Source organism: Paracidovorax wautersii (assembly GCF_031453675.1).
Lineage (GTDB): Bacteria > Pseudomonadota > Gammaproteobacteria > Burkholderiales > Burkholderiaceae_C > Paracidovorax.
The window spans coordinates 18,618-42,166 of the sequence record NZ_JAVIZX010000001.1 but is presented as its reverse complement, the minus strand read 5'-3'; the positions used below and the strand labels follow the sequence as shown (position 1 = coordinate 42,166).

Annotated in this window: 23 protein-coding genes and 1 pseudogene; 6 read left to right on the top strand and 18 right to left on the bottom strand. The window is 68.9% G+C overall.

The window, feature by feature from the left end; genetic code table 11:
• The first annotated feature begins 10 nt into the window (after positions 1-10).
• Positions 11-832 carry a metallophosphoesterase family protein gene (locus QE399_RS00195; protein WP_309825232.1) on the top strand — a complete coding sequence of 274 codons (822 nt, stop codon included), beginning with the start codon at positions 11-13 and terminating at the stop codon, positions 830-832.
• A 133-nt stretch (positions 833-965) separates the two neighbouring features.
• Here QE399_RS00195 and QE399_RS00190 read toward each other — a convergent pair whose 3' ends face one another.
• The gene (locus tag QE399_RS00190) at positions 966-2,072 is read right to left on the bottom strand and encodes an ATP-binding protein (RefSeq protein ID WP_309825230.1); all 1,107 of its coding nucleotides are present in this window, start codon (positions 2,070-2,072) and stop codon (positions 966-968) included.
• A 26-nt stretch (positions 2,073-2,098) separates the two neighbouring features.
• Between QE399_RS00190 and QE399_RS00185 the strand changes: the two genes are divergently transcribed.
• Complete coding sequence (locus tag QE399_RS00185) at positions 2,099-2,455, top strand: response regulator (protein ID WP_309825228.1); 357 nt, start codon at positions 2,099-2,101, stop codon at positions 2,453-2,455.
• A 22-nt stretch (positions 2,456-2,477) separates the two neighbouring features.
• Here QE399_RS00185 and QE399_RS00180 read toward each other — a convergent pair whose 3' ends face one another.
• The 4 genes from QE399_RS00180 to QE399_RS00165 all read right to left on the bottom strand — a co-directional run bounded on the left by QE399_RS00180 (position 2,478) and on the right by QE399_RS00165 (position 6,208).
• The gene (locus QE399_RS00180; RefSeq protein WP_309825226.1) at positions 2,478-3,308 is read right to left on the bottom strand and encodes an urease accessory protein UreD; all 831 of its coding nucleotides are present in this window, start codon (positions 3,306-3,308) and stop codon (positions 2,478-2,480) included.
• A 244-nt stretch (positions 3,309-3,552) separates the two neighbouring features.
• Positions 3,553-4,521: an isopenicillin N synthase family dioxygenase gene (locus QE399_RS00175; protein WP_309825223.1), complete on the bottom strand. Its 969-nt coding sequence runs from the start codon at positions 4,519-4,521 to the stop codon at positions 3,553-3,555.
• Positions 4,522-4,640: 119 nt separating this feature from the next.
• Positions 4,641-5,150 carry a nucleoside deaminase gene (locus tag QE399_RS00170; RefSeq protein WP_309825221.1) on the bottom strand — a complete coding sequence of 170 codons (510 nt, stop codon included), beginning with the start codon at positions 5,148-5,150 and terminating at the stop codon, positions 4,641-4,643.
• Positions 5,147-6,208: an ABC transporter substrate-binding protein gene (locus tag QE399_RS00165; RefSeq protein WP_309825220.1), complete on the bottom strand. Its 1,062-nt coding sequence runs from the start codon at positions 6,206-6,208 to the stop codon at positions 5,147-5,149. Before QE399_RS00165 ends, QE399_RS00170 begins: the two co-directional genes overlap by 4 nt.
• Positions 6,209-6,775: 567 nt before the next feature.
• Between QE399_RS00165 and QE399_RS00160 the strand changes: the two genes are divergently transcribed.
• Positions 6,776-7,801 carry an isopenicillin N synthase family dioxygenase gene (locus QE399_RS00160; RefSeq protein ID WP_309825217.1) on the top strand — a complete coding sequence of 342 codons (1,026 nt, stop codon included), beginning with the start codon at positions 6,776-6,778 and terminating at the stop codon, positions 7,799-7,801.
• Positions 7,802-7,974: 173 nt separating this feature from the next.
• Here QE399_RS00160 and QE399_RS00155 read toward each other — a convergent pair whose 3' ends face one another.
• The 3 genes from QE399_RS00155 to QE399_RS00145 all read right to left on the bottom strand — a co-directional run bounded on the left by QE399_RS00155 (position 7,975) and on the right by QE399_RS00145 (position 8,886).
• Positions 7,975-8,292 carry an RNA recognition motif domain-containing protein gene (locus tag QE399_RS00155; RefSeq protein WP_309825216.1) on the bottom strand — a complete coding sequence of 106 codons (318 nt, stop codon included), beginning with the start codon at positions 8,290-8,292 and terminating at the stop codon, positions 7,975-7,977.
• 77 nt (positions 8,293-8,369) lie between these two features.
• A complete protein-coding gene (infA, locus tag QE399_RS00150; protein WP_309825214.1) occupies positions 8,370-8,633 on the bottom strand; it encodes a translation initiation factor IF-1 in 264 nt (87 codons plus the stop codon).
• 40 nt (positions 8,634-8,673) lie between these two features.
• Positions 8,674-8,886, bottom strand: coding sequence for a hypothetical protein (locus QE399_RS00145; RefSeq protein WP_309825213.1), 213 nt, complete (start codon positions 8,884-8,886; stop codon positions 8,674-8,676).
• A gap of 374 nt (positions 8,887-9,260) precedes the next feature.
• Here QE399_RS00145 and QE399_RS00140 point away from each other — a divergent pair, with 374 nt between their 5' ends.
• On the top strand, positions 9,261-9,479 hold the full coding sequence (locus tag QE399_RS00140; RefSeq protein WP_309825210.1) for a hypothetical protein: 219 nt from the start codon (positions 9,261-9,263) through the stop codon (positions 9,477-9,479).
• Between the two features lie 52 nt (positions 9,480-9,531).
• On the opposite strand, the gene otnI is transcribed toward QE399_RS00140, so the two are convergent.
• The 7 genes from otnI to QE399_RS00105 all read right to left on the bottom strand — a co-directional run bounded on the left by otnI (position 9,532) and on the right by QE399_RS00105 (position 16,085).
• Entirely contained in the window at positions 9,532-10,332 is an 801-nt protein-coding gene (gene otnI, locus QE399_RS00135) for a 2-oxo-tetronate isomerase (RefSeq protein WP_309825208.1), read from the bottom strand.
• Between the two features lie 4 nt (positions 10,333-10,336).
• A complete protein-coding gene (locus QE399_RS00130) occupies positions 10,337-11,389 on the bottom strand; it encodes a patatin-like phospholipase family protein (RefSeq protein WP_309825206.1) in 1,053 nt (350 codons plus the stop codon).
• An 84-nt stretch (positions 11,390-11,473) separates the two neighbouring features.
• Positions 11,474-11,950 (bottom strand): nucleoside deaminase, encoded by a 477-nt coding sequence (locus QE399_RS00125; protein ID WP_309825205.1) that lies wholly within the window; start codon positions 11,948-11,950, stop codon positions 11,474-11,476.
• Between the two features lie 145 nt (positions 11,951-12,095).
• The gene (locus QE399_RS00120) at positions 12,096-12,869 is read right to left on the bottom strand and encodes an ABC transporter permease (RefSeq protein WP_309825204.1); all 774 of its coding nucleotides are present in this window, start codon (positions 12,867-12,869) and stop codon (positions 12,096-12,098) included.
• The gene (locus QE399_RS00115; protein WP_309825202.1) at positions 12,866-13,690 is read right to left on the bottom strand and encodes an ABC transporter ATP-binding protein; all 825 of its coding nucleotides are present in this window, start codon (positions 13,688-13,690) and stop codon (positions 12,866-12,868) included. Before QE399_RS00115 ends, QE399_RS00120 begins: the two co-directional genes overlap by 4 nt.
• Before the next feature lie 135 nt (positions 13,691-13,825).
• Entirely contained in the window at positions 13,826-14,857 is a 1,032-nt protein-coding gene (locus QE399_RS00110) for an ABC transporter substrate-binding protein (RefSeq protein ID WP_309825199.1), read from the bottom strand.
• 325 nt (positions 14,858-15,182) lie between these two features.
• A complete protein-coding gene (locus QE399_RS00105) occupies positions 15,183-16,085 on the bottom strand; it encodes a LysR family transcriptional regulator (RefSeq protein ID WP_309825198.1) in 903 nt (300 codons plus the stop codon).
• 98 nt (positions 16,086-16,183) lie between these two features.
• Between QE399_RS00105 and QE399_RS00100 the strand changes: the two genes are divergently transcribed.
• Complete coding sequence (locus QE399_RS00100) at positions 16,184-17,281, top strand: mandelate racemase/muconate lactonizing enzyme family protein (protein ID WP_309825196.1); 1,098 nt, start codon at positions 16,184-16,186, stop codon at positions 17,279-17,281.
• A 38-nt stretch (positions 17,282-17,319) separates the two neighbouring features.
• Entirely contained in the window at positions 17,320-18,306 is a 987-nt protein-coding gene (locus QE399_RS00095) for a Bug family tripartite tricarboxylate transporter substrate binding protein (protein WP_309825195.1), read from the top strand.
• A 30-nt stretch (positions 18,307-18,336) separates the two neighbouring features.
• Here QE399_RS00095 and QE399_RS00090 read toward each other — a convergent pair whose 3' ends face one another.
• The 3 genes and pseudogenes from QE399_RS00090 to QE399_RS00080 all read right to left on the bottom strand — a co-directional run bounded on the left by QE399_RS00090 (position 18,337) and on the right by QE399_RS00080 (position 23,233).
• On the bottom strand, positions 18,337-19,524 hold the full coding sequence (locus QE399_RS00090; RefSeq protein WP_309825193.1) for an L-dopachrome tautomerase-related protein: 1,188 nt from the start codon (positions 19,522-19,524) through the stop codon (positions 18,337-18,339).
• Between the two features lie 124 nt (positions 19,525-19,648).
• Positions 19,649-20,629, bottom strand: a complete 981-nt coding sequence (locus tag QE399_RS00085; protein ID WP_309825191.1) for a porin — start codon at positions 20,627-20,629, stop codon at positions 19,649-19,651.
• A gap of 296 nt (positions 20,630-20,925) precedes the next feature.
• A pseudogene (locus tag QE399_RS00080) lies at positions 20,926-23,233 on the bottom strand (NADP-dependent malic enzyme).
• Between the last annotated feature and the right edge of the window lie 316 nt (positions 23,234-23,549).

The window sequence follows — 23,549 nt, the reverse complement described above, 5'->3', positions numbered from 1 at the left end:
GGACGCGCGCATGAGCGTCCTGCTGCACCTGTCTGACCTGCATTTCGGAGCCCACGACGAACGCGTCTGCGAGGCCGTAACGCGCCTGACCGCGCGGCTGGGCGTGGGCGTGCTGGTGGTCTCCGGCGACCTGACCCAGCGGGCCACGCCCGAGCAGTTCGAACAGGCCCATGCCTTCCTGTCCTCGTTGCCGATCCCCCACCGGCTAGTGGTGCCCGGCAACCACGACGTGCCCCTGTTCGCCTGGTGGGAGCGTCTGGCCGGCCAGGCCTACCGCCGCTACGCGCGCTGGTGGGGCGACGATCTGGAGGGCACCTGCCATGCCGACGGCTTCCATGTCATGGCCGTGAACACCACGCGCTGGTGGCGGCACGAGCGCGGCAGCCTCTCGCCCCAGCAGATCGACGCCATCGCTGAGCGCCTGGCAACCACCCGCAAGGACGACTGGCGCATCGTCGTCAGCCACCACCCGCTGGCCGCTGCGCACGAGGAAGACCGCCGCCACCGCCCGCACCGCGCCGACCGGGCGCTGACGCGCTGGAGCGCCGCGGGGGCCGAACTGCTGCTGTCCGGCCATGCGCACGAGCCGGGACTGGTGGAACCGATGACGGGGCTGTGGTCCGCCCAGGCGGGCACGGCGGTTTCGGTGCGGCTGCGCGCCAATGCGCCCAACAGCCTGGTCACCCTCGAACGCGTGCCCTCGGCCGCCGGCGACCGGCACCAGCGCCTGCTCACCCGCTGGGACTACGTGCCCGATGCGCAGGAATTCCTTCCGGTGGAAAAGCACGACCTGAGCGTGGCCCCCACGGGCTGCCTGCGGCGTCGGCGCTGAACGCATTTCGCTTAGGCGGGCGGCGCGTTCGCTCTTGCACGCAGTGATGAACCCGGGGCCAGGCTAGCCAGGGCGTCGGGTCGTGCTGCCGATGCGCACGCCCGGAGGCTGGCCGGCCGGTCTTGTTTGTCTCTTACGCCTGCGCGCCGCTGGCCGGCAGCTTCATGGTCACTTCGACCATGCCGTTCTCCGAGCAGGCTGTGATCTGGCCGCCGTGCGCATCGACGATCTGCTTGCAGATGAACAGGCCCAGGCCCAGGTTGGTGCGGTGACCCGTCTGGTAGCCCTGGCCTCGCTTCATGGGCTCGAAGATGCCGGGCAGCGCCGCCTCGGGGATCTCGCCGCGGTTGCGCACGGTGACCACCAGCTGATCGCCATCTTCGCGCACGTCCACCTGCACGCTGCGGTCGGTGCCGTGCTGCACGGCATTGGACACGAGGTTGGACAGCGCCTCGCGCACGCGCGACACGTCGAACACGCCGTTGCCCGGGCCTTCGCAGTGCAGGTCGATCTGCGCCTCGGGGAACGCGGCGCGCACGATCTCCAGTTCGTCCTCGGAGACGGCGCACAGGCTGGCTTCCTCCCTGGCCAGCGGCATGGGCGTGCCCACCTGGCTGTTGCTGTATTCCAGCAGGGAGTCGAGCATGCTGCCGATGCGCTTGGTGCCCTTGGCCACCACGTCCACATGCCTGTGCAGGGCCTCGGGGGTCTTGATGCGCAGCACTTCGCCGGTCAGCGCCATGGCATTGAGCGGCGTGCGCAGGTCGTGCCCCACCACGCCCAGGAAGATGTGGCGCCACGAGTCCACCTGCTCCTCGAAACGCACGATGGATTCGGCCAGCGCCTGGTCCACCGCCTCGTTGAAGCGCGTGATGTCGTCCACGATGTGGCCGCTGTCGGCATGGTGGTCCAGCCAGAGCCGCAGCACGCTGGCGCGCAGGGCGCGGTACTCGGACACCAGCTGGCTGGTGGTCAGGCCGCTGTTGGCACGGGCCACGCCGTGTTCTTCAGCCGCCGTGGTGGCGGGGCCGCGCGGGGCCTTGCCCTGCGACTTTTCAATAGACTGTGTCCTACTCTGCGGTGCGCGGATGTCCGTTGCAATGGCTTCAAGACATTGCGCGAAGTGGTCCCGCAACGTTTCATCCGTGGCGTTCTTCAGGCTGGGCAAGGATTTCGCAAATTCCGCGGCCTCGTCCACGATGGCGTCTCTGTAACGGTCCAGAAAGTCTGCAAGGCGCATAGCCGTCCCACGAAGAGATAAAACACATGAACGGCCTGCACCTACTGATAGTCGATGACGAGCGGGAAGCCGCAGAACTTCTCAAGATTATCTTGGAGGAAGACCCGCGTGTTCAATCCGTGGCTGTCGCCTACGATGGGATGGAGGCCGTGGACCAGGCAAGGCGGCACAAGCCGGACATCGTCATCATGGATCTGGAGATGCCGCGAATGGACGGCGAGCAGGCCGCGCACCTGATTCTGGCGGAGTATGCCGCACAGCCGCCCCGGCTGATCGCGCTGTCGGGCAACATTCTCCGCCTGCGGGCCATGCGGAGCGGCCCGTTCCATGCCCGCCTGGGCAAGCCGGTGGATTTCGCCGCGCTGGACGCGTTGATCGCCTGACCCTGGCGCTGCCTGCCACCGCTCACATCGACCAGATGCGCGGCCGCTGTGCGGGCAAGCCCCACAGGGTGCTGCGCCAGGTGGCCCACACGCGCTGCAGCAGGGCCATGGCGGGCTCCACCACCGGCGCCAGCACGCGCACGACCACCACCTGGCCGTTGGGGCAGGTGGCGCCCGCCGTGGCCACGAGCGCGTCGGCATCCAGCACGGCGCGGGCGCTGTCCAGGGCCGCTTCGCGGCGCTCGCGGCTCAGCGCCTCGCCGGCCACGAAGAACAGCGACGCCATGCAGCGGTGCCCGGCCAGGCCCAGCTGGCCGTCCATGAGCAGCGCGTCTGCGGCATCGACGCGGCCACGCTCCAGCCACAGGCCCGGCACTTCGATGTGCTGCTGGAAGCTGCCGCGGCGAAACGGCTGGTCCGCATGGGGCAGACCGAAGGCCGTGACGTCCAGGCCCATCAGCTCGGCCCCCGGGGCGACCTCCATCGTCAGGCGGTTCTCGGCGCGGCAGCCGTCGAAGCACAGCGCTTCCAGCGGCAGCCATTCCAGGCGCGCGCCCGGCTCCAGCACGGCATGCGTGCGCTGCAGGGCCAGCTCGCCCAGCGAGCGGTAGAAGCGCGTGGCGCCGGGCGTGGTCACCAGCCCGTGCGCACCGGGGCCTACGCGCAGGTTGATGTCCAGCGTGTCCCCGCCCACCAGCCCGCCGGGCGGGTGCACCAGCACGTTGTGGCAGACGGCGTCGCCTTCGGGGTACAGGCTTTGCAGGATGCGCAGCGGCCCGCTGTGCTCGTGGCGGGCGACGGTGCGATCGGTCTCGCGGCGGTAGTCCAGTTGCAGGCGGGCGTGCCAGGTCATCGGTGTTTGCTATTGAATTGGGAGCTGCATGCGCCCGTATTTCGGGCGCTGTAGGCCATTTTGGCTTGAAAAGACGCAGCGCGTGGCGAAGGGCCGCAGGGGGCGGGGCCAGCGCGCAGCGGGCGCAGGGCTTGCGGCACTTACCGTGCTGGCCGCGGTGGCGGCGCCATCGAGCCTGCAGGGCAGGCGGCCTGCGCCCCCATGCCGCGGCAAAAGCTCCGGAAGAGGGGCGTCATGCGCGGCGTCATGCGGTGGTCGCCACGGGCTTGTTGTAGGTGCGGCGGTACATCTCCACCAGGTGCTCCCCGGCCGTGCAGGGGGCGTAGCGGGGCGCCTCGCCGGCCGGCACGGTGCCGGGCACGGCCTCGATGCGGGCGAGGTAGTCCGGCTCGTAGAAGAAGGGAATGGAATAGCGCGGCGCGCCGCCCGAATGCCGGTTGCGCACGCGGTGCGGATTGGAGTGGTACAGGCCGTTGGTCCAGCGCGGAATCATGTCGCCCAGGTTGACCACGAAGCAGCCGGGCACGGGCGTGGCCTCGACCCAGTCGCCGCCGGGCGTCTGCACCTCCAGGCCGCCGTGCGCGTCCTGCGCCAGGATGGTGATGGCGCCCCAGTCGGTGTGGGCGCCGGCGCCGAAGGTGCGCTCGTCCGCGCCCTCGGGGTGGGCGGGGTAGCGGATCATGCGCAGCGTGATCATGGGGTGATCGCTGGTGGCGTCGAAGAAAGTCTCCGGCAGGTCCAGCGACAGCGCCAGCAGCTGCATGAGCCGGCGTGACAGCACCAGCAGCGACTGGATGTAGGCCTCACACACGGCCGGCGCGTGGGGCACCTCGGCGGGCCACTGGTTGTGGCCGTAGGTCTGGTAGCCGGCACGCACGTACGGATGGTCTTCCGGGTAGGCCATGCCGCAGTAGAAGCTCTCCTTCAGGTCGGGCCGCGCCGCCAGGTCGAGCGACTGCGCGCCCATCAGCTCGTAGCCGCGCATGGAGGGCGAGTGGTGCATGGCCAGCGCCTCGCGCGTGGCGCGCGGCACGTCGAGCAGCTCCTGCGCCAGCGCGAACTGCCGGGCGATCTGCGCGGCGTCCACGCCGTGGTGGCGCACGTAGAAGAAGCCGGACGCCATGGCCGCCTCGCGCATCTGCGCGGCGACCTCGGCGCTGCGCGGCCCGCCCAGCTCCATGGCGTCTTGCAGATCGAGAATGGGAAGGGACATGGCGGTGTTTCCGGTGGCGTTGGCGGGTGGCCCAGCAGCCATTGTCAGGCCTGCAGCCGGTACCCAGCAGTTGCGGGACCGAGCGGCCGGACGCCCGTCCACCGCGATGCCGCAGGCGCTCAGGCTTTCCAAGCGCCCCGGTGCGAGGCCGAGGCTTCCTCGATGAGCGCCGGGCCGATGCATTCGATGGCGTGCGGCGAGGCGGCGAAGACGTCGCGGCAGGACAGTTCGGCGTCGCGCTGGTCGAGCCGTTCGCCGCGAAAGCCGCGCAGCCGCACCGCGTCGATGCCGTAGACCACGCGGCCGATGTTGGCCCAGAAGATGGCGCCCGCGCACATCACGCAGGGCTCGCCGGACGAGTACAGCGTGGCCTGCGCGAGGGCCTCGCGCGCATGCCGGGGGCTGGCCGTGCGCACGGCGCTGGTCTCGGCATGCGCCGTGCAGTCGCCGGTCTCGCCGTTGGCGTTCCAGGCTTCGGCGAGCACCGTGCCGTCCGCGCCCACGATCACCGCGCCGAAAGGGCGGTTGCCGCGCGCGCGGGCCGTGTCGGCCAGCGCGATGGCCTGGCGCAGGTAGAGACCGTCGCGCTCGTCCAGGGCCACTTCCTGCGGGAGTGCGGCGCCGCTCATGCTGCGGCCACCTTGCGGTCGGCCACCGCGGGCAGCAGCGCGGGGTTGAACACGCGGTCGGCGGCCGGCTTGCGCGCCAGGTTGAACACGGCCGCCACCTCGTCGATCTGCTGGGCCAGCACGGCGGGCTGCACCGCGCCCAGGCCGATGGACTGGGTCTCCGCCGTGGCGAGGTAGCGGCGCGTGATGCCCCAGCGCTCGCGCTCCACCTCCATGTTCAGGATGGGCTCGCGCGCCTTGATGGCGGCGAAGGCGGCGTCGGGCTGGGCGAGTGTTTCGCGCAGCGCGCGGTTGCTGGCGCGCAGGAAGGCCTGGGCCAGTTCGGGCCGCTCCTGCACCAGCTTGCCGCCCAGCACGGCATTGCCGTACAGGTTCAGGCCGGCCTTGCCGTACTCCAGCACGGAGAGGTCCTTGGGCGGCACGCGTGCGAACAGCGAGACGGCGGAGTCGTGGAAGTACGTGGCGGCATCCACATCCCCGCGCACCATCACGTTGTCGCGCGCGCTGAAGTCGGTGGTCACCCAGTCAAACAGCTCGGGCGGCGTCTTGAGCGCGCGGGCCACCATGGGCCAGCAGCGGCGCGTGGCCTCCACCGCCGCGGCGGCCACCTTCTTGCCCTTGAGCGACTGGAAGTCGGTGGTAATGCCGCGGTCCTTGCGGCCGATGATGACGAAGGGCGCGCGGTTGTAGTACTGGTAGATGGCCTGCACCGGCGTGTCGGGGTTCTGCGCATGGAACTCCACCAGCGAGCTGATATCGCCCAGGCCCAGGTCGTAGGCGCCGCTGGCCACGCGCGTGATGGACGCAACCGAGCCCGCCCCCACGTCGATGGACACGTCCAGGCCCTCGTCCTTGTAGTAGCCCTGGGCCAGCGCCAGGAAGAAGGGCGAGGTCTGGCTGGTCACCCGGAAGTCGAGCGTGAATTTAAGCGGCGTGAGCGCACCCTGGGCCCGCACCACGGCGGGGGCGGCCAGGCCGGCGGCTGCGGTGGCGGCCGTGGCGAGAGGGCCGGCGATCGGTGCGGCGAGGGCTGCGGAGAGAAAGTGGCGTCGTTGCATGGCGAAAGGCTCCGGTTCGGGCAGGGGCCGGCCCGCGGGGCAGAGACCGCAAGGCCGGATCGAACTGAGCAATTTCCGGGCGCCACCACGGTGTGGGTGGCAGCGCTGAACGCTTCTACTCGCCGTGGGCTTTGCATGAAGCGTGCCGGGTCGTGATGCGGACAGCGTTTCAGGGGTGCGCAGGCTTGCGGCAGCGCAAGGCGGCGGCGCGCTGCGTAGGTTGGGGTGCACGGCGGGGGCCCGGGTTGGTGCATGCGTTCGCCGTTTTGGGGAGTGCCTGCAGGGCGAACGGCGGAAACCCCGGCAGCGGCTTCTCGGCACCGGAGCGCGTCGGGCTGGCGCGTGAATTGCTTGCCCAGCGACCAAGAGTAGAAGCGTTCAGCGCAGCTCCCTGGTGCGGCCCTGCACCGGGCGGGGTGGCGGGTCATTGCTCTTGAAGCCGGCGCCGGCGGCCGGTGGCGCTCGCCCTTGGGGGCGGCGTTCCGCCCGGCGCCATCGTCCCTTCAAGAGCTCCGCCGTGCTGGCCTGTGCCGGCCGCGGGCCTTGGTTCATCGATGAGGAACCCTGATGCCAACCGCCAACGCCCCTTCCGTTTACGAACCCTCCGTCGCGCCCGATGTCCTGGGCGAGCTTGAAAAGGAATCCCGCATGGGCGGGGCCCTGGACGGCGAAACCAGCACCCGCGAGGTGCGGCGCATCGACATCTCCGATTTCGAGCGCCGCAAGGAAGAGATCGCCGAGCAGCTGTGGAGCGCCTCGGTGGACATCGGCTTCTTCCAGGTGACGAACCACGGCATTGCGCTGGACGATATCCGCGCCGCCTTCGCCCGCGCCGAGGCCTTCTTCGACCTGCCCCGCGAGACCAAGGCGCAGTGGCCGCTGGCGCGCAACGCCGGGTGGGAGCACAAGGCGCAGATCCGCCCGTCCACGCGCACGCCCGACCAGAAGGAGTCCTACCAGGTCACGCGCCCGCGCATGGACGGCCTGTGGCCCACCGAAGCCGAGCTGCCCGGCTTCCGCGAGGCCACACTGGCCTTCGAGCGCCAGTGCTGGGCAGTGGCCATGCGCCTGCTGTCGTGCTTTGCCTGGAAGATGGGCTTCGATGCCGAGTTCTTCACCCGCGCGCACGACCCGTCTGTGCCCGCCTACCAGAGCACGCTGCGCATGCTGCATTACTTCGCCGTCGACCCGGCGCTGCAATCCGAGCTGGGCCTGTGGCGCGCCGGTGCGCACACCGACTTCGACTGCCTCACGTTGCTGTTTCAGCGCCCCGGCCAGGGCGGCCTGCAGGTACTGCCGGGCAAGGAGGCCGAGGGCCGCCAATGGACCAGCGTGGAGCCGGCCGAGGGCGTGATCACCTGCAACATCGGCGACATGCTCACGCGCTGGAGCGACGACCAGCTGCCCAGCAACTTCCACCGCGTGCGCAACCCGCTGCCGCATGAGTACCAGGGTGCGCGCTACAGCCTGGCGTTCTTCGCGCAGGCCAACGAGGACGCGCTGATCGAAGGCCCGGCGAAGAAGTACCCGCCCATCACGGGGGCCGAATACCTGCGCCAGCGCATCAGCGCCAACTTCTCCAATCGGTATTGAGTCAAATCGGTCGCAAGCGCTTATGGAGTAAGCGCATAAAGCTATCTAAAGCATAGCATTGTAGGTAAACTGCGGAGCGGGGCCAGCACGCGCAGGCCCCCACAAAAAAAGCCGGCAATGCCGGCTTTTTCATGGGGAGAGCGTCTGCGTCCACGGAGGACGCTGGCCCGGGCTCAGTAGCTGCTGCGGCCGCCGCGGTAGCCGCCACCACCGTTGCCTCCGCCGAAGCCGCCGGAACGCGGCTCCATCGGGCGGGCCAGGTTCACCGTCAGCGCCCGGCCGTCCACCGACTGGCCGTGCAGGCCCTGGATGGCGGCCTGCGCTTCGGCAGCCGTGCCCATTTCGACGAAGCCGAAGCCCTTGGAGCGGCCGGTGTCGCGCTCCATCATGACCTTGGCGGACTGCACGTCGCCGTACGCGGTGAATTGCTGCAGCAGCGTGTCGTCGCGCATCGCATAGGAGAGGTTGCCCACGTAGAGTTTGTTGTCCATGAATTTCTTTCGGAAGGTGAATGCGCCGCCTCCCCAGGGAGGCAGCTGAAAAAGAGAGGGAGCCGGGCGCGGTGCGCTCAGCGGGCGCCGGGGCGCGCGGGCGGGCGTGCGCCGGTGCGGGCCTCGATGTGGCGGAAGGTCAGGCGGCCCTTGTTCAGGTCGTAGGGCGAGAGCTCCAGCGATACACGGTCGCCGGCCAGCACGCGGATGCGGTGCTTGCGCATCTTGCCGCCGGCGTAGGCCACCAGCTGGTGGCCGTTTTCCAGGGTGACGCGAAAGCGCGAATCGGGCAGCACTTCGTCGACCTTGCCTTGCATTTCAATCAGTTCTTCTTTGGCCATGAGGGCTCCTTTGGGTTCGGTGTTGTGGAGGCCGCGCGGCTCAGGCGGGCTGGGGAGCCATGGCCATGGCGTGCCCTTGGGCCTGTGCATAGTGCAGGGCGCCGATGGGGCAGGCAAAGCGCGGAACGAAGCGGAAGATGCGGTCGTGCATGCCGCGGCGCAGGGACACGGAAGCGAGGTAATCGCCCGTGTCCGAGATCTTGGTGAGGGGGGTGACAAGGTACTTGCCCACCACCCGGGTGTCATGGTGCATTGCAGAGAAAAGTCGTGCGGCGCTGCGCCACAGAGGGGCCAGCGTCGGGGGATGAGGGAAATCGGCGCGCTGCGCCGGCGGGCGACCGAAGTCGAACGGTGCCGCTCCGAAACGGGGAGGAGGGGCGGGATGGGCTCGGGGCTGGAGGATGACGGCCAACCGGACTGCGTTGGCAGTGGAGTGGGCGCAGGCCGTGGAGGTGTCAGAACCGTCGGCGTGTCAGGCGAGCACTGCGATAGCGAGCAAAGCGCAGGGCCAGGCTGCAGTGTAGTCGATTGGAAAAAAACACGCTGGGAGTGTGGCGCCGCGTCCACTCGCGCGACGCTGCAGGGGGTTCCCTGCTAGGCTGGGTTCTTTCGCATGGAAGGCTTCAGATGAACCTCTCGCCCATCTCCGAGATTCGCCGTGGCGAGCTGCGCACCGCACTCCCCGGCGTCGAACAGTCGCTGGCACAGCGCCGTGCCGGTGACATCGACGAAATCATGATCGAGGAACTGATCGACCTGTCCTGGCTGGAGTGGAATGCGGGCACGCTGCGCGTCACTGCCACCGGAAAAAACATCCTGCTGCAGATGCAGCCGCCGCGCTACTGACGGCAGGCGCAACGCAGGGCCCTTCGGTCAAGGGCCGAGGTGCCCGCTGCCGCTACGGCGCGCGGCGCGGCAGCCAGCCCAGGCCATCCTGCGTGGCCCGGGGCGCAGTCCCGCGGGCAGGCCGGTATTCGCAGCCGACCCAGCCGTCGTAGCCCAGGCCGTCCAGCAGTTCGAAGAGGTAGGGATAGTTCACCTCGCCGACATCGGGCTCATGGCGTTCCGGCACGCCCGCGATCTGCACGTGCGCCACGCGCCCCGTGGGCAGGTACTGGCGGATCTTGCTGGCCAGGTCGCCTTCGCTGATCTGGCAGTGGTAGAGATCCATCTGCACGCGCACGTTGGACGCACCGATCTCCGCCACCAGCGCATGCGCCTGCGCCTGGCGCCCCACGAAGAAGCCCGGCATGTCCCGCGCATTGATGGGCTCCAGCAGGATCTGGATGCCGTGCGGCGCGGCCTGCGCCGCGGCGTGGCGCATGTTGGCCACGTAGGTGGCATGCACCTCGGCCGCCGCGGCCCCGGGCGGCACGATGCCTGCGACGACGTGGATGCGCGGGCACTGCAGCGTGCGCGCGTAGTCCAGTGCCAGCGCTATGCCTTCGCGGAACTCCCCCTCCCGCCCCGGGTGGCAGGCCATGCCCCGCTCGCCGGCGTCCCAGTCGCCCGGCGGCGCATTGAACAGCACCTGCTGCAATCCGGCATCGCGCAGGCGCTGCGCGATCTTCTGCGCCGGCCAGGCGTAGGGGAAGAGGCACTCCACCCCCTGGAAGCCGTCGGCGGCAGCGGCCGCGAAACGGTCGAGGAAGGCCAGGTCGTTGTAGAGCAGCGAAACGTTGGCGGCGAAGCGGGGCATGGCGTCAGCGCGGAGCGGTGCAGGACGAGGTGTCCACGCCCGCCATGCCGGCGAGCTTCTGCAGTCGGGAGCGGTTCTCCAGACAGGCCTGGTACTGCGTTTCCTGTACCTGCTGGCGTGCCAGCTGCGCGGCCTGTGCGCGCTCGGCCTGCAGCCGCGCGATGCGTTCGCGGATCTGTGGCATGGCGGCCAGCGCGGCCTTCTCGCCTTCCAGGATGGCATTGGCGCGCTGCGCGAAATCGGTGGGTCCGATGTCCAGCACCTTGGGGCGGATGATGACGTCGGCGCGGGCCAGTTCGGCCTGGCCCAGCTTCTGGCCCATGATGGCGATGCTCTGGCCCACGGTGCCCAGCAGACCGCTGGGCGATGCGCCCCGCGCCTTGTTGGAGATGTCGACGGCGACGACGATGTCGGCACCCAGCTGCCGCGCGGCGTCCACCGGCACGGGGCTGACGATGCCGCCATCCACGTAGTGGTAGGCGCCGATGGCGACCGGCTGGAACACGCCGGGCACGCTGCTGGAGGCGCGCACGGCCTGGCCGGTGTTGCCGCGCGAGAACACGGTCCGTTCGCCATCCTCCAGCCGCGCGGAGACGGCCACGAAAGGCTTGGCCAGTTGTTCGAGCGGCTTGCGGCGCACCTGTTCGTTCACATAGTCCTGCAGCTTCTGGCCCAGCACGAGGCCGCCGGAGGAGAACTGCAGGTCGCGGATCTGGGTTTCGTCCAGGGCCACCGCCTTTTCCTGCAGCTCGAAGGCGTTCATGCCGCTGGCATACAGGGCCCCCACCACGCTGCCGGCGCTGGTGCCCGCCACGGTGGCCGGGGTCAGGCCGTTGGCCTCCAGCATCTTGATCACCCCGATGTGGGCGAAGCCCTTGGCAGCGCCCCCGCCCAGGGCAAGGCCGATGCGCACCGGCGCGGCCCCTTCGGCCGCTGCGGAGGTGGGCGCGGAAGGGGCGGCAGCCGGCGGTGCGCTCGCTGGCGGGTTGCTGCCGCAGGCCGCGAGGCCCGCGCATGCCACATACGCCAGCCGGCGCCAAAAGACTGTCAACCGCATGCTGAGATCCTGCTGTCCACGGGGCCGGCAGTATAGCGGCGGGCCCTTGGGGCGGGGCGGTGCGGGCGGCCTTGGGCGCGGCGCTCAGCGCCAGAAGTCGCGGTGCACCGCGGTGATGGCTTCATGCAGCGCCGGCACCGGCCCGGTCACCTCCGTGGCGCGCTGTCCGCTGGCGAAGACCGCGCGGCAGGGCAGGCTGAGCGTGGGGTTCTCCGGATGGTTGCCGGTCAGCGCCAGCAGGGCGGCTTCTTCGGCGCCGTACAGCACGTGCCCGATGCCCGCCCAGTAGATCGTGCCCGCGCACATCGCGCAGGGCTCGAAGGTGGTGACCAGGGTGCACTGGGCCAGGTATGCGCCCGGGTAGTTCGCGGCGGCAGAGCGCGCCAGCGTGCTCTCGGCGTGGTTCACGGTGTCGATGTTGCCCTGCTCGGCCAGCACCGTCTCGCCGTCCGGCGCCACCAGCAGGGCGCCGAACGGATGGCGGCCCATGCCCAGCGCGCGCTGCGCCACCGCGTTGGCGCGGCGCAGGTGGCGTTCTGCCTGATCTGGCCGTAGCGTCACGATGGCCCCTGCGTAAGACCTGGGCGCGGCCCATTCCAGCAGCCGCCGCGCAAGGGCCGCCCCGCCGCGCTGGCGGCGTCCCCCTTCCCGGATGGCAATGCCATCCGAGAGAAGGGGGAAGGCGCGCAGCGCCTCAGGGGGATGCTCACTGGTTCGATCCGCGGTGGGCCCAGCCGGTGGTGTGTTTTTCGAGCACGCTGAACAGTTCGTACATCACCATGGCCATGGCGCCCACCACCATCAGCCCGGCGAAGGCCAGGCCCATCTGCATGGACGAGCCGGCCGAGATCAGCAGGTAGCCGATGCCCTCGTTGGCGGCGGTCATCTCGCTCACCGTGGTGCCCACGAAGGCCAGCGTGATGGCGACCTTGAGCGAGCCGTAGAAGTAGGGCAGCGAGCGCGGCATGCCCACCTTGACCAGCACGTCCCAGCGCTTGGCGCCCAGCACGCGCAGCACGTCTTCCAGCTCGGGCTCCAGGGTGGCCAGGCCGGTGGCGATGTTCACCATGATCGGGAAGAAGCTGATGAGGAAGGCCGTGAGGATGGCCGGCCCCACGCCGATGCCGAACCACACGACCAGGATGGGCACGAAGGCGGCCTTGGGCAGGGCGTTGAAAGCGGTCATCAAAGGATAGACGGCGGCGTACGCCAGGCGCGACGAGCCGATGAGAAAGCCCAGTAGCACGCCGACCACGATGGCGATGCCGAAGCCCGCCATGGTGACCCAGAAGGTGCGCCAGGCGTGGCCGGCGATGATCCACTTGAACTCGACGAACTGGTTCCAGATCTCGAGCGGGCTGGGGAAGATGAACTCCGAGACGCTGAAGCCTGCGCAGATCACCTGCCACAGCACGATCACGGCGAACAGCAGGACCCACGGCGACCAGCGCTCGACCTGTTTGCGATGTTGCACATTCATTGCGTGATCTCCCCGCCGGACTTGCGCAGGGCGCCGATATGGCCCCGCAGCTCCAGCACGATGTCCGTGAATTCCTTGGTGTAGGTGAGCTCCAGCTCGCGGGGGCGCGGCAGTTCGATGTCGCGCTTGACGACGAAGCGCCCCGGGCTCTTGCTCATCACGTACACGGTGTCGGCCAGGAAGACGCTCTCGCGCAGGTCGTGCGTGACCAGGATGACGTTGAACTGCTGCTCGGCCTGCAGGTCGCGCAGGATGCACCACAGCTCTTCGCGCGTGAAGGCATCGAGCGCGCCAAAGGGTTCGTCCAGCAGCAGCATCTTGGGCTCGTGGATCAGCGCACGGCAGATGCTGGCGCGCTGCTGCATGCCACCCGAGAGCTGCCACGGGAACTTGTCTTCATAGCCGCCCAGGCCCACCTTCTGCAGCAGGGCGCGGGCGCGGTCCACATATTCCTTGCGCCGGGCCTTGAACTGCGAGCGGTGCGGCTCGACGATCTCCAGCGGCAGCAGCACGTTGTCCACGGTGGTGCGCCAGGGCAGCAGCGAAGGCGCCTGGAAGGCCATGCCGGAGATCTTGAGCGGCCCCGTCACCGGCTGGCCGTCGATGCGGATCTTGCCCATCGACGGCATCTTCAGGCCGGTGGCCAGTTTCATGAAGGTGGACTTGCCGCAGCCGGAGGGGCCGACGATGGCGATGAATTCGCCGGGCCGCACCTGCAGGTTGATGGCCTCCACGGCGAAGTGGTTCTGGGCGAGCAGCTCGTCGTTGTAGGCGAGCCAGACATCGCGAAAGTCCACGAAGAAGTTTTCGTCGGCCTGCATGGGGTTATGGGTCCAATGTGCCTCTGGCGCTTATCCAGTAAGCGCAAGCAGCTATTAAATGAGGAGCAAAGAGGCGCGACGGCCTCTGCCCGTCCGCGGGCCTGGCTGCTGGGCGCAGCCAGGGCGTAGTACGGCTTACTTCCTGGGCAGGATGTTGAGCTCGGCCGCAGGCGGCAGGAACGAGCCGTTCCACACCTCGTCGGCCTTCACGCGCGACTTGGTGGCGAAGGCATCCGACACCTGCGAGGCCATCAGCGACAGGCGGCCGGGCACGGCCTGGCCGAAGCCTTCGGCGCGGGCGTCGGGGCTGTTCACCACGGTGTCGATGGCCAGCTGCAGGCGGCGGGTTTCCAGCGCGGTGTTGACGATGCCGTCGCGCTCCTTCACGTAGGCGATGGCGGCGCCGGGATTGGCGATGACTTCCTTGGCCCCCTTGGTGAAGGCCTTCAGGAAGGCCTTGATCGCCTGCGGGTTCTCCTTGACCAGCTTCGGGCTGGCGATGATCACGTTGCCGTAGAGCTTCACGCCGTAGTCGGCATAGGGCAGCACCACCACGTCGCTGGCCTTGGCTCCGCGCGCCTCCAGGTTCAGCAGCGAGGTGAAGGTGAACCCGGTGATGGCGTCCACGTCGCCGCGCACCAGCATGGTTTCGCGCAGCGGCGGGTCCATGGCCGTCCACTGCACGTTGCCCACGCTGTTGGCCTTGGCGAAGATGGGGAAGGCGCGGCGGCCGGCATCGAACACCGGCGCGCCCAGCTTCTTGCCCGCCAGGTCCGACGGCTTGGTGATGCCGCTCTTCTTGAGCGCCATGACCGAGGCCGGCGTGTTGTTGTAGACCATCATCACGGCCACGGGCTTGTTCTGCGCGTCGGGGTTGTTGGCGTGGAATTCCATCACCGCCGCCAGGTCGGCGAAGCCCATGTCGTACGTGCCCGAGGCCACGCGCTGCACGGCGCCGCCGGATCCGTTGCCCGCATCCACGGTGACATTCAGGCCGGCGTCCTTGAAGTAGCCCTTGGCCACCGGCTGCAGGAAGAACGCGGCCGGGCCTTCGAAGCGCCAGTCCAGCTGGAACTTGATGGGCGTGGGCGTTTGCGCATGGGCCAGGGAGAAGGCGCCGGCACAGGCCAGGGCCGCGGCGGCTTGCAGCAGGGATCGTTTGTTCATGCGGAACTCCATTCAATCAAGGCGTTGGAAAGGAGCGCGAAGGGCGGGCTTGCGCGCAGTCACGCTGAGGTTCGCAAGATTGATGCCCGTTTTTGTATACAGATTGACCATCCCCTTGTGCGCAGAATGATGAGGGGCTCACCGCCTTGGTGCAATCGGGAAGGTCCCGGGGGCCTGGGAAGCATCGGTGCCTACCCGCCCGTGGCGGCGCCCAAGGCCCGCCGGTGCAGCGATGGCAGGCCTCTGCCCGCCTGGGCACCGGCGTGGAATCGCCCCACGCCCTGGCGCCGCGCCGCGGTCCGGACTGCCGAGCCGCACGGCAGGCTCACAGCCTGTGGTCCTGCGACCGGATGCATCGTTTCAGCGCGTCGGTCAAGCAAAGGCCGGCACCGTCCAGCGGCCGGTCCTTGGGGGCGACGATCGCCAGCTCGGAATCCCGCATGGTCAGCAAAGGCTTGGCGATCAGGCCCATCCGCTGCGCGTAGCGTGCCCCCAGCGACTCCACCACCGCCACCCCCAGCTGCTGGCCCGCCAGTTCGCAGGCCGTGAAGGACTGCGCCACCTCCATCAAGGGCTGGTAGACCAGCCCGCTTTGCTGGATCGCCTGCTGCGTCGCCCGGCCGGCGGGCAGGGCCGGAGACAGCGCGATCAGCCCCAGGCCCGTCACTTCGCCCAGCGTGACGTCGCTGGCCTGCGCCCGGGGATGCGCGGGATGGAAGACCGCGAACAGGCTGACGGCCGCCAGCTGCTCCTTGAAGACCCGTTCATTCGGCGCGGAGGAACCGATCACGATGCCCACGTCGATGCGATGGTCCACGGCCATCTCTACGATCTCCAGGGCCGACCCGGTGCGCACCGCGAAGGTGATGCGGGGGTAGGCCTGGCGGACATGCACCAGCGCCTCGGGCAGCAGCATCGACGAGGCCACGGCCACGGCCCCGACGGTGAGCCGTTCGGTCGCCCCTTTTCGGATGTCGTTGGCAAGCCGGTCGACGGCCTCGATGCCGGAGAGCGCGTTCAGCACTTCCGGGATCAAGGAGCGCCCCTGGCTGGTCAGCTGCAGGCGGCGTTGCTCGCGGCTGAAGAGCGCAAACCCCAGCCGTGTCTCCATGTCGCGCAGCAGCGCGCTCGCCGCGGGCTGGGTCATGTGGATGGAGGCCGCTGCCGCCGTGACCGTGCCCTGCTGGTACATGGCCCTCAAAAGGGATAGCTCGCGCCGGTTGAGCATATGGAATTTGTATGAAAACAGTGGTTCTATCTATTTGACCATGGTGCGCACGCTCGCGAAGATGGTCCCACTGCCTCTTGCTGCCCTCGACATTCCGCATGACCGCCAACACCATCGTTTCCGTCCGCTGCATTCCCATGCGCCTTCCGTTCCACCACTGGAGCCCGCCGCCGCTGTTTGCCGGCCGGCCGCGCGACAAGCTGGACAGCGCCCTGGTGCGGGTGGAGATGCAAGACGGTACCGTGGCCTGGGGCGAGTCGTATTGCGTGGAGCCCCGCGCGCTGCAAGCCATCTTCGAGACGCTGATCGCGCCCCTGGCATGCGGCAAGGATGCCGGCGATCCGGCCCTGTTGCCGACCCTGCAGCGCATGCTGCACAACCTGGGACGTTCCGGCCCGGTGGTGCATGCGCTCGCCGGCCTGGACATCGCCCTGTGGGATCTGCGCGCCAAGCGCGAGAACGTACCGCTGTACCAACTCCTGGGCGGCAAGCGGCGCGACCGTGTCCGGGTCTATGCATCGCTGCTCCAGTACTACGCGGATGCGACTCTGCTCGACCAGGTGAGCCAGCGGGCCCTGAATGACGGCTACACCGAGATCAAGCTGCACGAGCGCACCGCCGAGGCGATGGCCGCGGTGCGCAAGTCGGTGGGCCCCGACGTTCCGGTGATGGTGGACACGAACTGCGCGTGGCTGCCCGACGAGGCGGAGGGCGCCATCGCCGCCATGCTGCCTTACCAGCCGTTCTGGATCGAGGAGCCAATCTGGATGCCGGAGAACGACCAGGCCCTTGCCGCCCTGAAGGCGAAGGTGCCGGTGCCGCTGGCCGTGGGCGAGAACGCCAGCTGCGCCCATGCGCTGCGGCGCATGGTCGAACAGGAAACCGTGCAGTACGTCCAGCCCAGTGTGATCAAGCTCGGGCTCACGGCCGCATGGGACATCTTGCAGGCGTGCCGGGGCAGCCGCGTCACCTGCGCCCCGCAGGTCGCGTTCTTCGGCCCCGGCTTTCTGGCCAGCCTGCACCTGATCGCCGCGCAGGACGCCGAGGTGTCCCTGGAGCGCCTGTACGTCGAACTGGCCCATGTTCCCTACGCCAGAACGGCACCCATCGAACGCGGCTGGATACAGGTGCCGGACGCGCCGGGCCTTGGCGCCGACCCGGAAGACGCGCTGGCGCAGGGCGCCTATTCGCAGTGATCCGCCCCTGAACCCATTACCCGAAGGAGACAACCCCCATGCACAACAACCGCCGCACCTTCATCCAACTCTGCGCAGGCCTCGCCGCGGGCACTGCCGCCTCGTGGGCCCTGGCCAACCCGGGCCAGTACCCGGACAAGGTGGTTCGGCTGATCATTCCCTATCCGGCGGGCGGTGCCACGGACAACCTGGGTCGGCTGGCCGGCCAGGCGCTGCAGCAGGCCCTGGGGCAGTCGTTCATTGCGGACAACAAGGGCGGGGCCGGCACCACCATCGGCACCCGGGAACTGGCCCGATCCGCGCCCGACGGCTACACGCTCGGCATGGTGGACAGCACCTTCACGATCAATCCCGCGCTGCTCGGCGCGCGGCTGGGTTATGACACGCAGAAGGACTTCACCCCGATCTGCCTGATCGCCACGGCCCAGTTCGTCCTGGTCACGCACCCCTCGGTAGCGGTAAAGGACCTGGCGGGCTTTATTGCCAAGGCCAAGGCCGAGCCCCAGACATTGGCGTACGGATCGGCAGGGGTGGGCAGTGGCCCGCATCTGGCCGGAGAACAGCTGGCCCAGCAGGCCGGTCTGCAGGTCACGCACATTCCCTACCGGGGCGGTGGCACGGTCATCTCCGACCTGCTGGGTGGGCAGGTCCAGTTCGCCTTTGCGACGGTGCCCACGCTGGCCGAACACATCAAGGCCGGCAAGCTCCGTGCGCTGGCAGTGACCGGTGCCAAGCGTTCGCCGCAACTGCCCGACGTTCCCACGTTCGGCGAGGCCGGTTTGCCGGGCGTGGACACCATGCCGCTGTTCGGGCTCATCGCTCCAAAGGGCGTGCCCGCAGCGGTGGTGGACAAAGTCAGCAAGGCACTGAGAACGTCCATCCGCGAAGGCGAGATGCGCGCCAAGCTCACCTCCCTGGGCTTCGAGCCCGTCGGAAGCACGCCCGAGGAGTTTGCCCGGCGCATCCAGGGGGAAATGGCGAAGTGGACGGACGTGATCCGGAAGGGAAAGATCCAGCCCGAGTGACGATGCCGCCGGACCGCCTCGGCAAGAGGCTCAGAACCCGGGAATGCCGGGCGCCAGCGGCCGGAAGCGGTACAGCAGATAGGGCGGGGCATTCTCAGCCTTGCCGCCGTTGAGCGGCGCGGCCAGCGGCAACTGGGCGGCGCCGGTGTACAGGTAGCCGTCCTGCGCGTACACCACGCCGTCGGGCCACACCATGCCCGGGTCGGACACGAGCCGCCGGTAGGTGCGCGTGTCCGCGGGAATGACGCCGATGGCACGCTCGCCCACTTCCGTGAGGTACAGGTTGCCAGCGGTGTCGATGCTGAGGCCTCCCGTGTTCGGCTTGGCCGCATAGGCCTGCACGCGGGCGCCCAGCGCCTCAGCGCCGAGCGACGGGTTCACCAGGTCGTCCATGCGCAGACGGTAGACCTGGCCCTTGTTGAGGGGCGCGTAGTACAGCCACTCGCCCTGCGCGTCGAGAGCGATGCCGTCCACGCCCACGAAGATGGGAATCTGCTTGGCGGTGGGCAGGCCCTGGTCCACGGTCACAGGCCGGGTGAAGTCGGGCAGCACGCTGTCGTGGCCCTGCAGCACGCGGCGGCTGCCGCCGGTCTTCATGTCCACCACCACCAGCGCTGCCTTGTCGCCGCGCGGCCCGGTGGCGATGCCTTCGTCGGCGATCACGATCACCTGGCGCTTCAGGTCCACCACGAAGTCGTTGTGCTGTGACTCGGGCAGCGAGGCCGGGGCGGGAATCGGGATGATGCGGTGCAGTGCATTCGTGCGCGTGTCCCATCCCACGAGCTTGGGCGTGATGCGCGGCTCGGCCTGGCCCGAGTCCAGCAGCCACAGGATGCCGTTGGCATCGGTGTGCAGGCCCAGTACCCAGTTCAGGCAGGTGTCTGGCGCCTTCTGCGATCCATCGGCATTGCGGCAGGTCTGCCAGCCGGCGTTGGGGTAGGGCGTGGTGCCATCGCGCGCGGCGTTGAGCAGGCCGACCTTCTGGGCGGGGTCGTAGAAGGGGTGGTAGTTGATGACCAGCTGGCCGCTCGGCAGCGTGGTGATGCCGCCCACGGCACCCGGCAGGCGTGCGTGGATCTCTGCCTTTGCCGGCTCGGCGTCCGGTGAGGGCGCCGTCGCGCAGCCGACCAGGGCCGCTGCAGCGCACACGGCAGCTGCCAGCGCCCAGGGGAAAGCCTGCGGGTGCGGGCGGGAGAGAAAGCGCGAGCGCAATGCCATGGCGAGGTCCTGTCAGAGATGCAGATACGGATGCGGGTTGCGGCGCATCGTAGGCAGTCCCTCGGACAAGTTGTGGCATAAGCTCATGCGGCGCGCGGTGCCGGCCGCGCGCCGGTGTGCCGCGTCAGAACGCGTGGCCGATGCCGACGCCGAACGCCGTGCGCGAGGGCTGGTCCTCATAGCGCTGGTGGCCCAGGCTGGCGTACACGGTGGTGCGCTTGGACAAAGCGTGGTCTGCGCCCAGCGACGCGAAATGGTTCGTGGCATCGCCGATGCGCTGGCGGCCATAGCCCGCCTTGAACACCGTGGCGCCCACGGTGTAGGCGGCCCCCAGCGTGGCCGCACGGGCACGCACTTCGGGGCCGGCGGTGCGTGAATCGTCGTACGCGCCCATGACGGCCACGGCGCCGAAGTCGTATTTGCCGGCCACGAACAGATCGCGGTCGCCGCTGCCGTTGCGCTCGTGCGCCAGCATGGCGGAGACGGGGCCCTGGCTGTAGTTCAGCGAGGCCGAATGGCCGCGGCCGCGGCTGCCAGGGGCCGTGGTGCGCTCGGGCGATGCACTCAGGTGCACCGTGAAGCCGCCGAGGGTGGGCGAGTCGTAGAACACGCCGTTGGCCATGCGGCCGTATTCAGGAGAACCGTTGTTGCTGGCGCGGTCGGTGGGAGTCTGCGCATGCCAGAAGTACCAGGCCGGCGACGAGATGCGGTTGAAATTGGCCCAGGGATCGAACTGCCAGTCCTGCGCCCACATGGCGCTGAGGGCCCGGCCCAGGCGCACGGCGCCCCATTCGCCCTTGAGGCCGACGGTGGATTCGTCGTGCCAGAACGGCTTGGCGCCTTCGCCCTCGGGCGTGCCCGTGTCGATGTCGAAACGCGTGCTCAGCCGGAAGGTCGCCTGCATGCCGCCGCCGAGGTCTTCGATGCCCTGGAAGGCCAGGTTGCTGCGCTGGATGGTGCCTGCCTTGCTCGTCTTGTCGAAGTCACGGAACACGCCCCCGTCCACGAAGCCGCTGACGGATACGTCGGATTGGGCGGCGGCGGGAAAGGCCAGGGCGATGGCGGAAAGAAGACCGGTGGTGTGCAAGGCAGTGGAGAGTCGCATCCTGAAAAGAGTCCTGTGAAAGTGCGGTGAGACAAAGGAAAGAAAGCAGCCCGCCGCGCCCGAAGGCGCTGCGTCTGCGATGCCACCGGTGGGTGGCGCGGGAGATGTGCGGGCCGCTGCTGCGGCCGGAGTGCACGGAGGGCAGTCCGCGGCTCCTGGGGGAGCTGCACCATGAAAAACGCCGCGATGAACGCGGCGTACCCGGTGCGGGACTGCCAGGCGAAGGACGCGTGCGTCGGTCGCCCGGCAAAATTATAGGCAGGCTCCGGTGGCGGCCTGCCCGAAAGCCCCGGCGTTCAGCCGGCCTTGCCCAGCTTGTCGGCAGCGGCGTTCGCCGCGGCCAGCGCAGTCATGTTGACCACGCGGCGCACGGTGGAGGAAGGCGTCAGCACGTGGGCCGATGCGGCAGCGCCCAGCAGGATGGGGCCGATCGTCGTGCCATGGCTGCCCGTGGTCTTGAGCACGTTGAACAGAATGTTCGCGGCGTCCAGGTTGGGGCAGATCAGCACGTTGGCCGCGCCTTCCAGCGTGGTTTCGATCAGCGACTTCTTGCGCACGCTTTCCGACAGGGCCGCGTCGCCATGCAGTTCGCCGTCGCACTCGATGTGCGGCGCAGCTTCCTTGAACAGGTCCCGCGCGGCGCGCATCTTGCGGGCCGAGGGGCGGGTGGACGAGCCGTAGTTGGAGTGCGACAGGAACGCCACCTTGGGTGGCAGGCCGAAGCGCTGCACTTCTTCGGCCGCCAGCTGGGCAATGCCCGACAGTTGCTCGGCCGTGGGCTCTTCGTTGATGTAGGTGTCAGCGATGAACAGCGTGTGCTGGTCGAGCATGAGCGCGTTCACGGTGGCGAAGCCGGGCGTGCCGTCCTTCAAGCCGATGACGTGGCGCACGTGTTCCAGGTGGTGGTCGAAGCGGCCCACCAGCCCGCACAGCAGCGCGTCGGCATCGCCCAGGCGCACCATCAGCGCGCCGATCAGCGTGTTGGAGCGGCGCACGGCGGCCTTGGCCGTCTCGGGCGTGATGCCGTCGCGGCCCATCAGCGCGTGGTATTCCTCCCAGTACTGGCGAAAGCGCGGGTCGTCCTCGGGATCGACGATCTCGACATCCTTGCCCGGCTGCAGGCGCAGGCCGGCCTTCTTGATGCGCGTTTCGATGACGGCGGGGCGGCCGATCAGGATGGGCTTGGCCAGGCCGTCGTCCACGGCCACCTGGGCGGCGCGCAGCACGCGGTCGTCCTCGCCCTCGGCATAGGCCACGCGCTGCGGCGCGGCCTTGGCGGCGGCGAACACGGGGCGCATGAACATGCTGGTCTGGTAGACGAAGCGGGTGAGGCTTTCGCGGTAAGCGTCGTAGTCTTCGATGGGGCGCGTGGCCACGCCGGACTCCTGCGCCGCCTTGGCCACGGCGGGCGCGATTCGCAGGATCAGGCGCGCATCGAACGGCGTGGGGATGAGGTAATCAGGGCCGAAGGACAGCTCCTGGCCGGCGTAGGCGGCGGCCACTTCGTCACTCATCTCGGCCTTGGCCAGATCGGCGATCTCGCGCACGCAGGCGAGCTTCATGGCCTCGGTGATCTTCGTCGCGCCGCAGTCCAGCGCGCCACGGAAGATGTAGGGGAAGCACAGCACGTTGTTCACCTGGTTCGGATAGTCCGAACGGCCGGTGGCGATGATGCAGTCGGGGCGGATGGCCTTGGCCAGCTCGGGGCGGATCTCGGGCTCGGGGTTGGCCAGGGCCAGGATGATCGGCTTGGGGGCCATGGTCTTGACCATCTCGGCCGTCAGCACGCCGGGGGCCGAGCAGCCCAGGAACACGTCGGCACCGTCGACCACGTCGGCCAGGGTGCGGGCCTCGGTCTTTTGCGCGTAGCGGGCCTTGGATTCGTCCAGCGGGCCGCGGCCGTCATAGATGACGCCCTTGGAGTCGACCACGTAGATGTTCTCGCGCTTCACGCCCAAGCCGACCATCACGTCCAGGCAGGCGATGGCGGCGGCCCCGGCACCGGAGACGGCCACCTTGACTGCGCCGATCTCCTTGCCCACCAGTTCCAGGCCGTTGAGCAGTGCGGCGCTGGAGATGATGGCCGTGCCGTGCTGGTCGTCATGGAACACCGGGATGTTCATGCGCTTGGACAGCTCGCGCTCAATGTAGAAGCACTCGGGCGCCTTGATGTCTTCGAGGTTGATGCCGCCCAGCGTCGGCTCCAACGCGGCCACGATGTCGATGATCTTGTCCGGGGCGCGCTCGGCCAGCTCGATGTCGAACACATCGACGCCGGCGAACTTCTTGAACAGGCAGCCCTTGCCTTCCATCACCGGCTTGCCGGCCAGCGGGCCGATGTCGCCCAGGCCCAGCACGGCCGTGCCGTTGGTGATCACGCCCACGAGGTTGCCGCGCGAGGTGTATTCCGCCGCCAGCGACGGGTCGGCCTGGATGTCCAGGCAGGGGTAGGCCACGCCCGGCGAATAGGCGAGCGACAGGTCGCGCTGGTTGGACAGCGGCTTCGTCGGGGTGACGGAAATCTTGCCGCGCACGGGGGCTGCGGTGGTACTCGAGCGCGGCTTCGCGCAGGGCCGCTTCGGCGGCGGAGAGTTGCTGGGTCATAGGGGTCTTTTCAAGAAAAAGCGCTGACGGACGCGGTTCGGACTTCAGCGGGTGCCATCGCCGTGGCGGCGGAAGGGCAGGTCGGTGCTTCTGGTGCTGCTTGCGCGTGCAGTGAACGCATGCCGTGCCCGTGCCGGGCGGGGTGGCCAGGCAGGAAGCGCGCCCGCGGGTGGGGGCGTGGGACACGCCGATCGGAGATCGGTGGCGGCGGCCAAGCGGAAGCGACCGCCAACCAGAGTGAAAACATGGAGGACCACGGGAAAAACCTGAGCCCCGCAGGATAACGGATTCGCAGCGGCTGCAGCCCAAGCCGCCG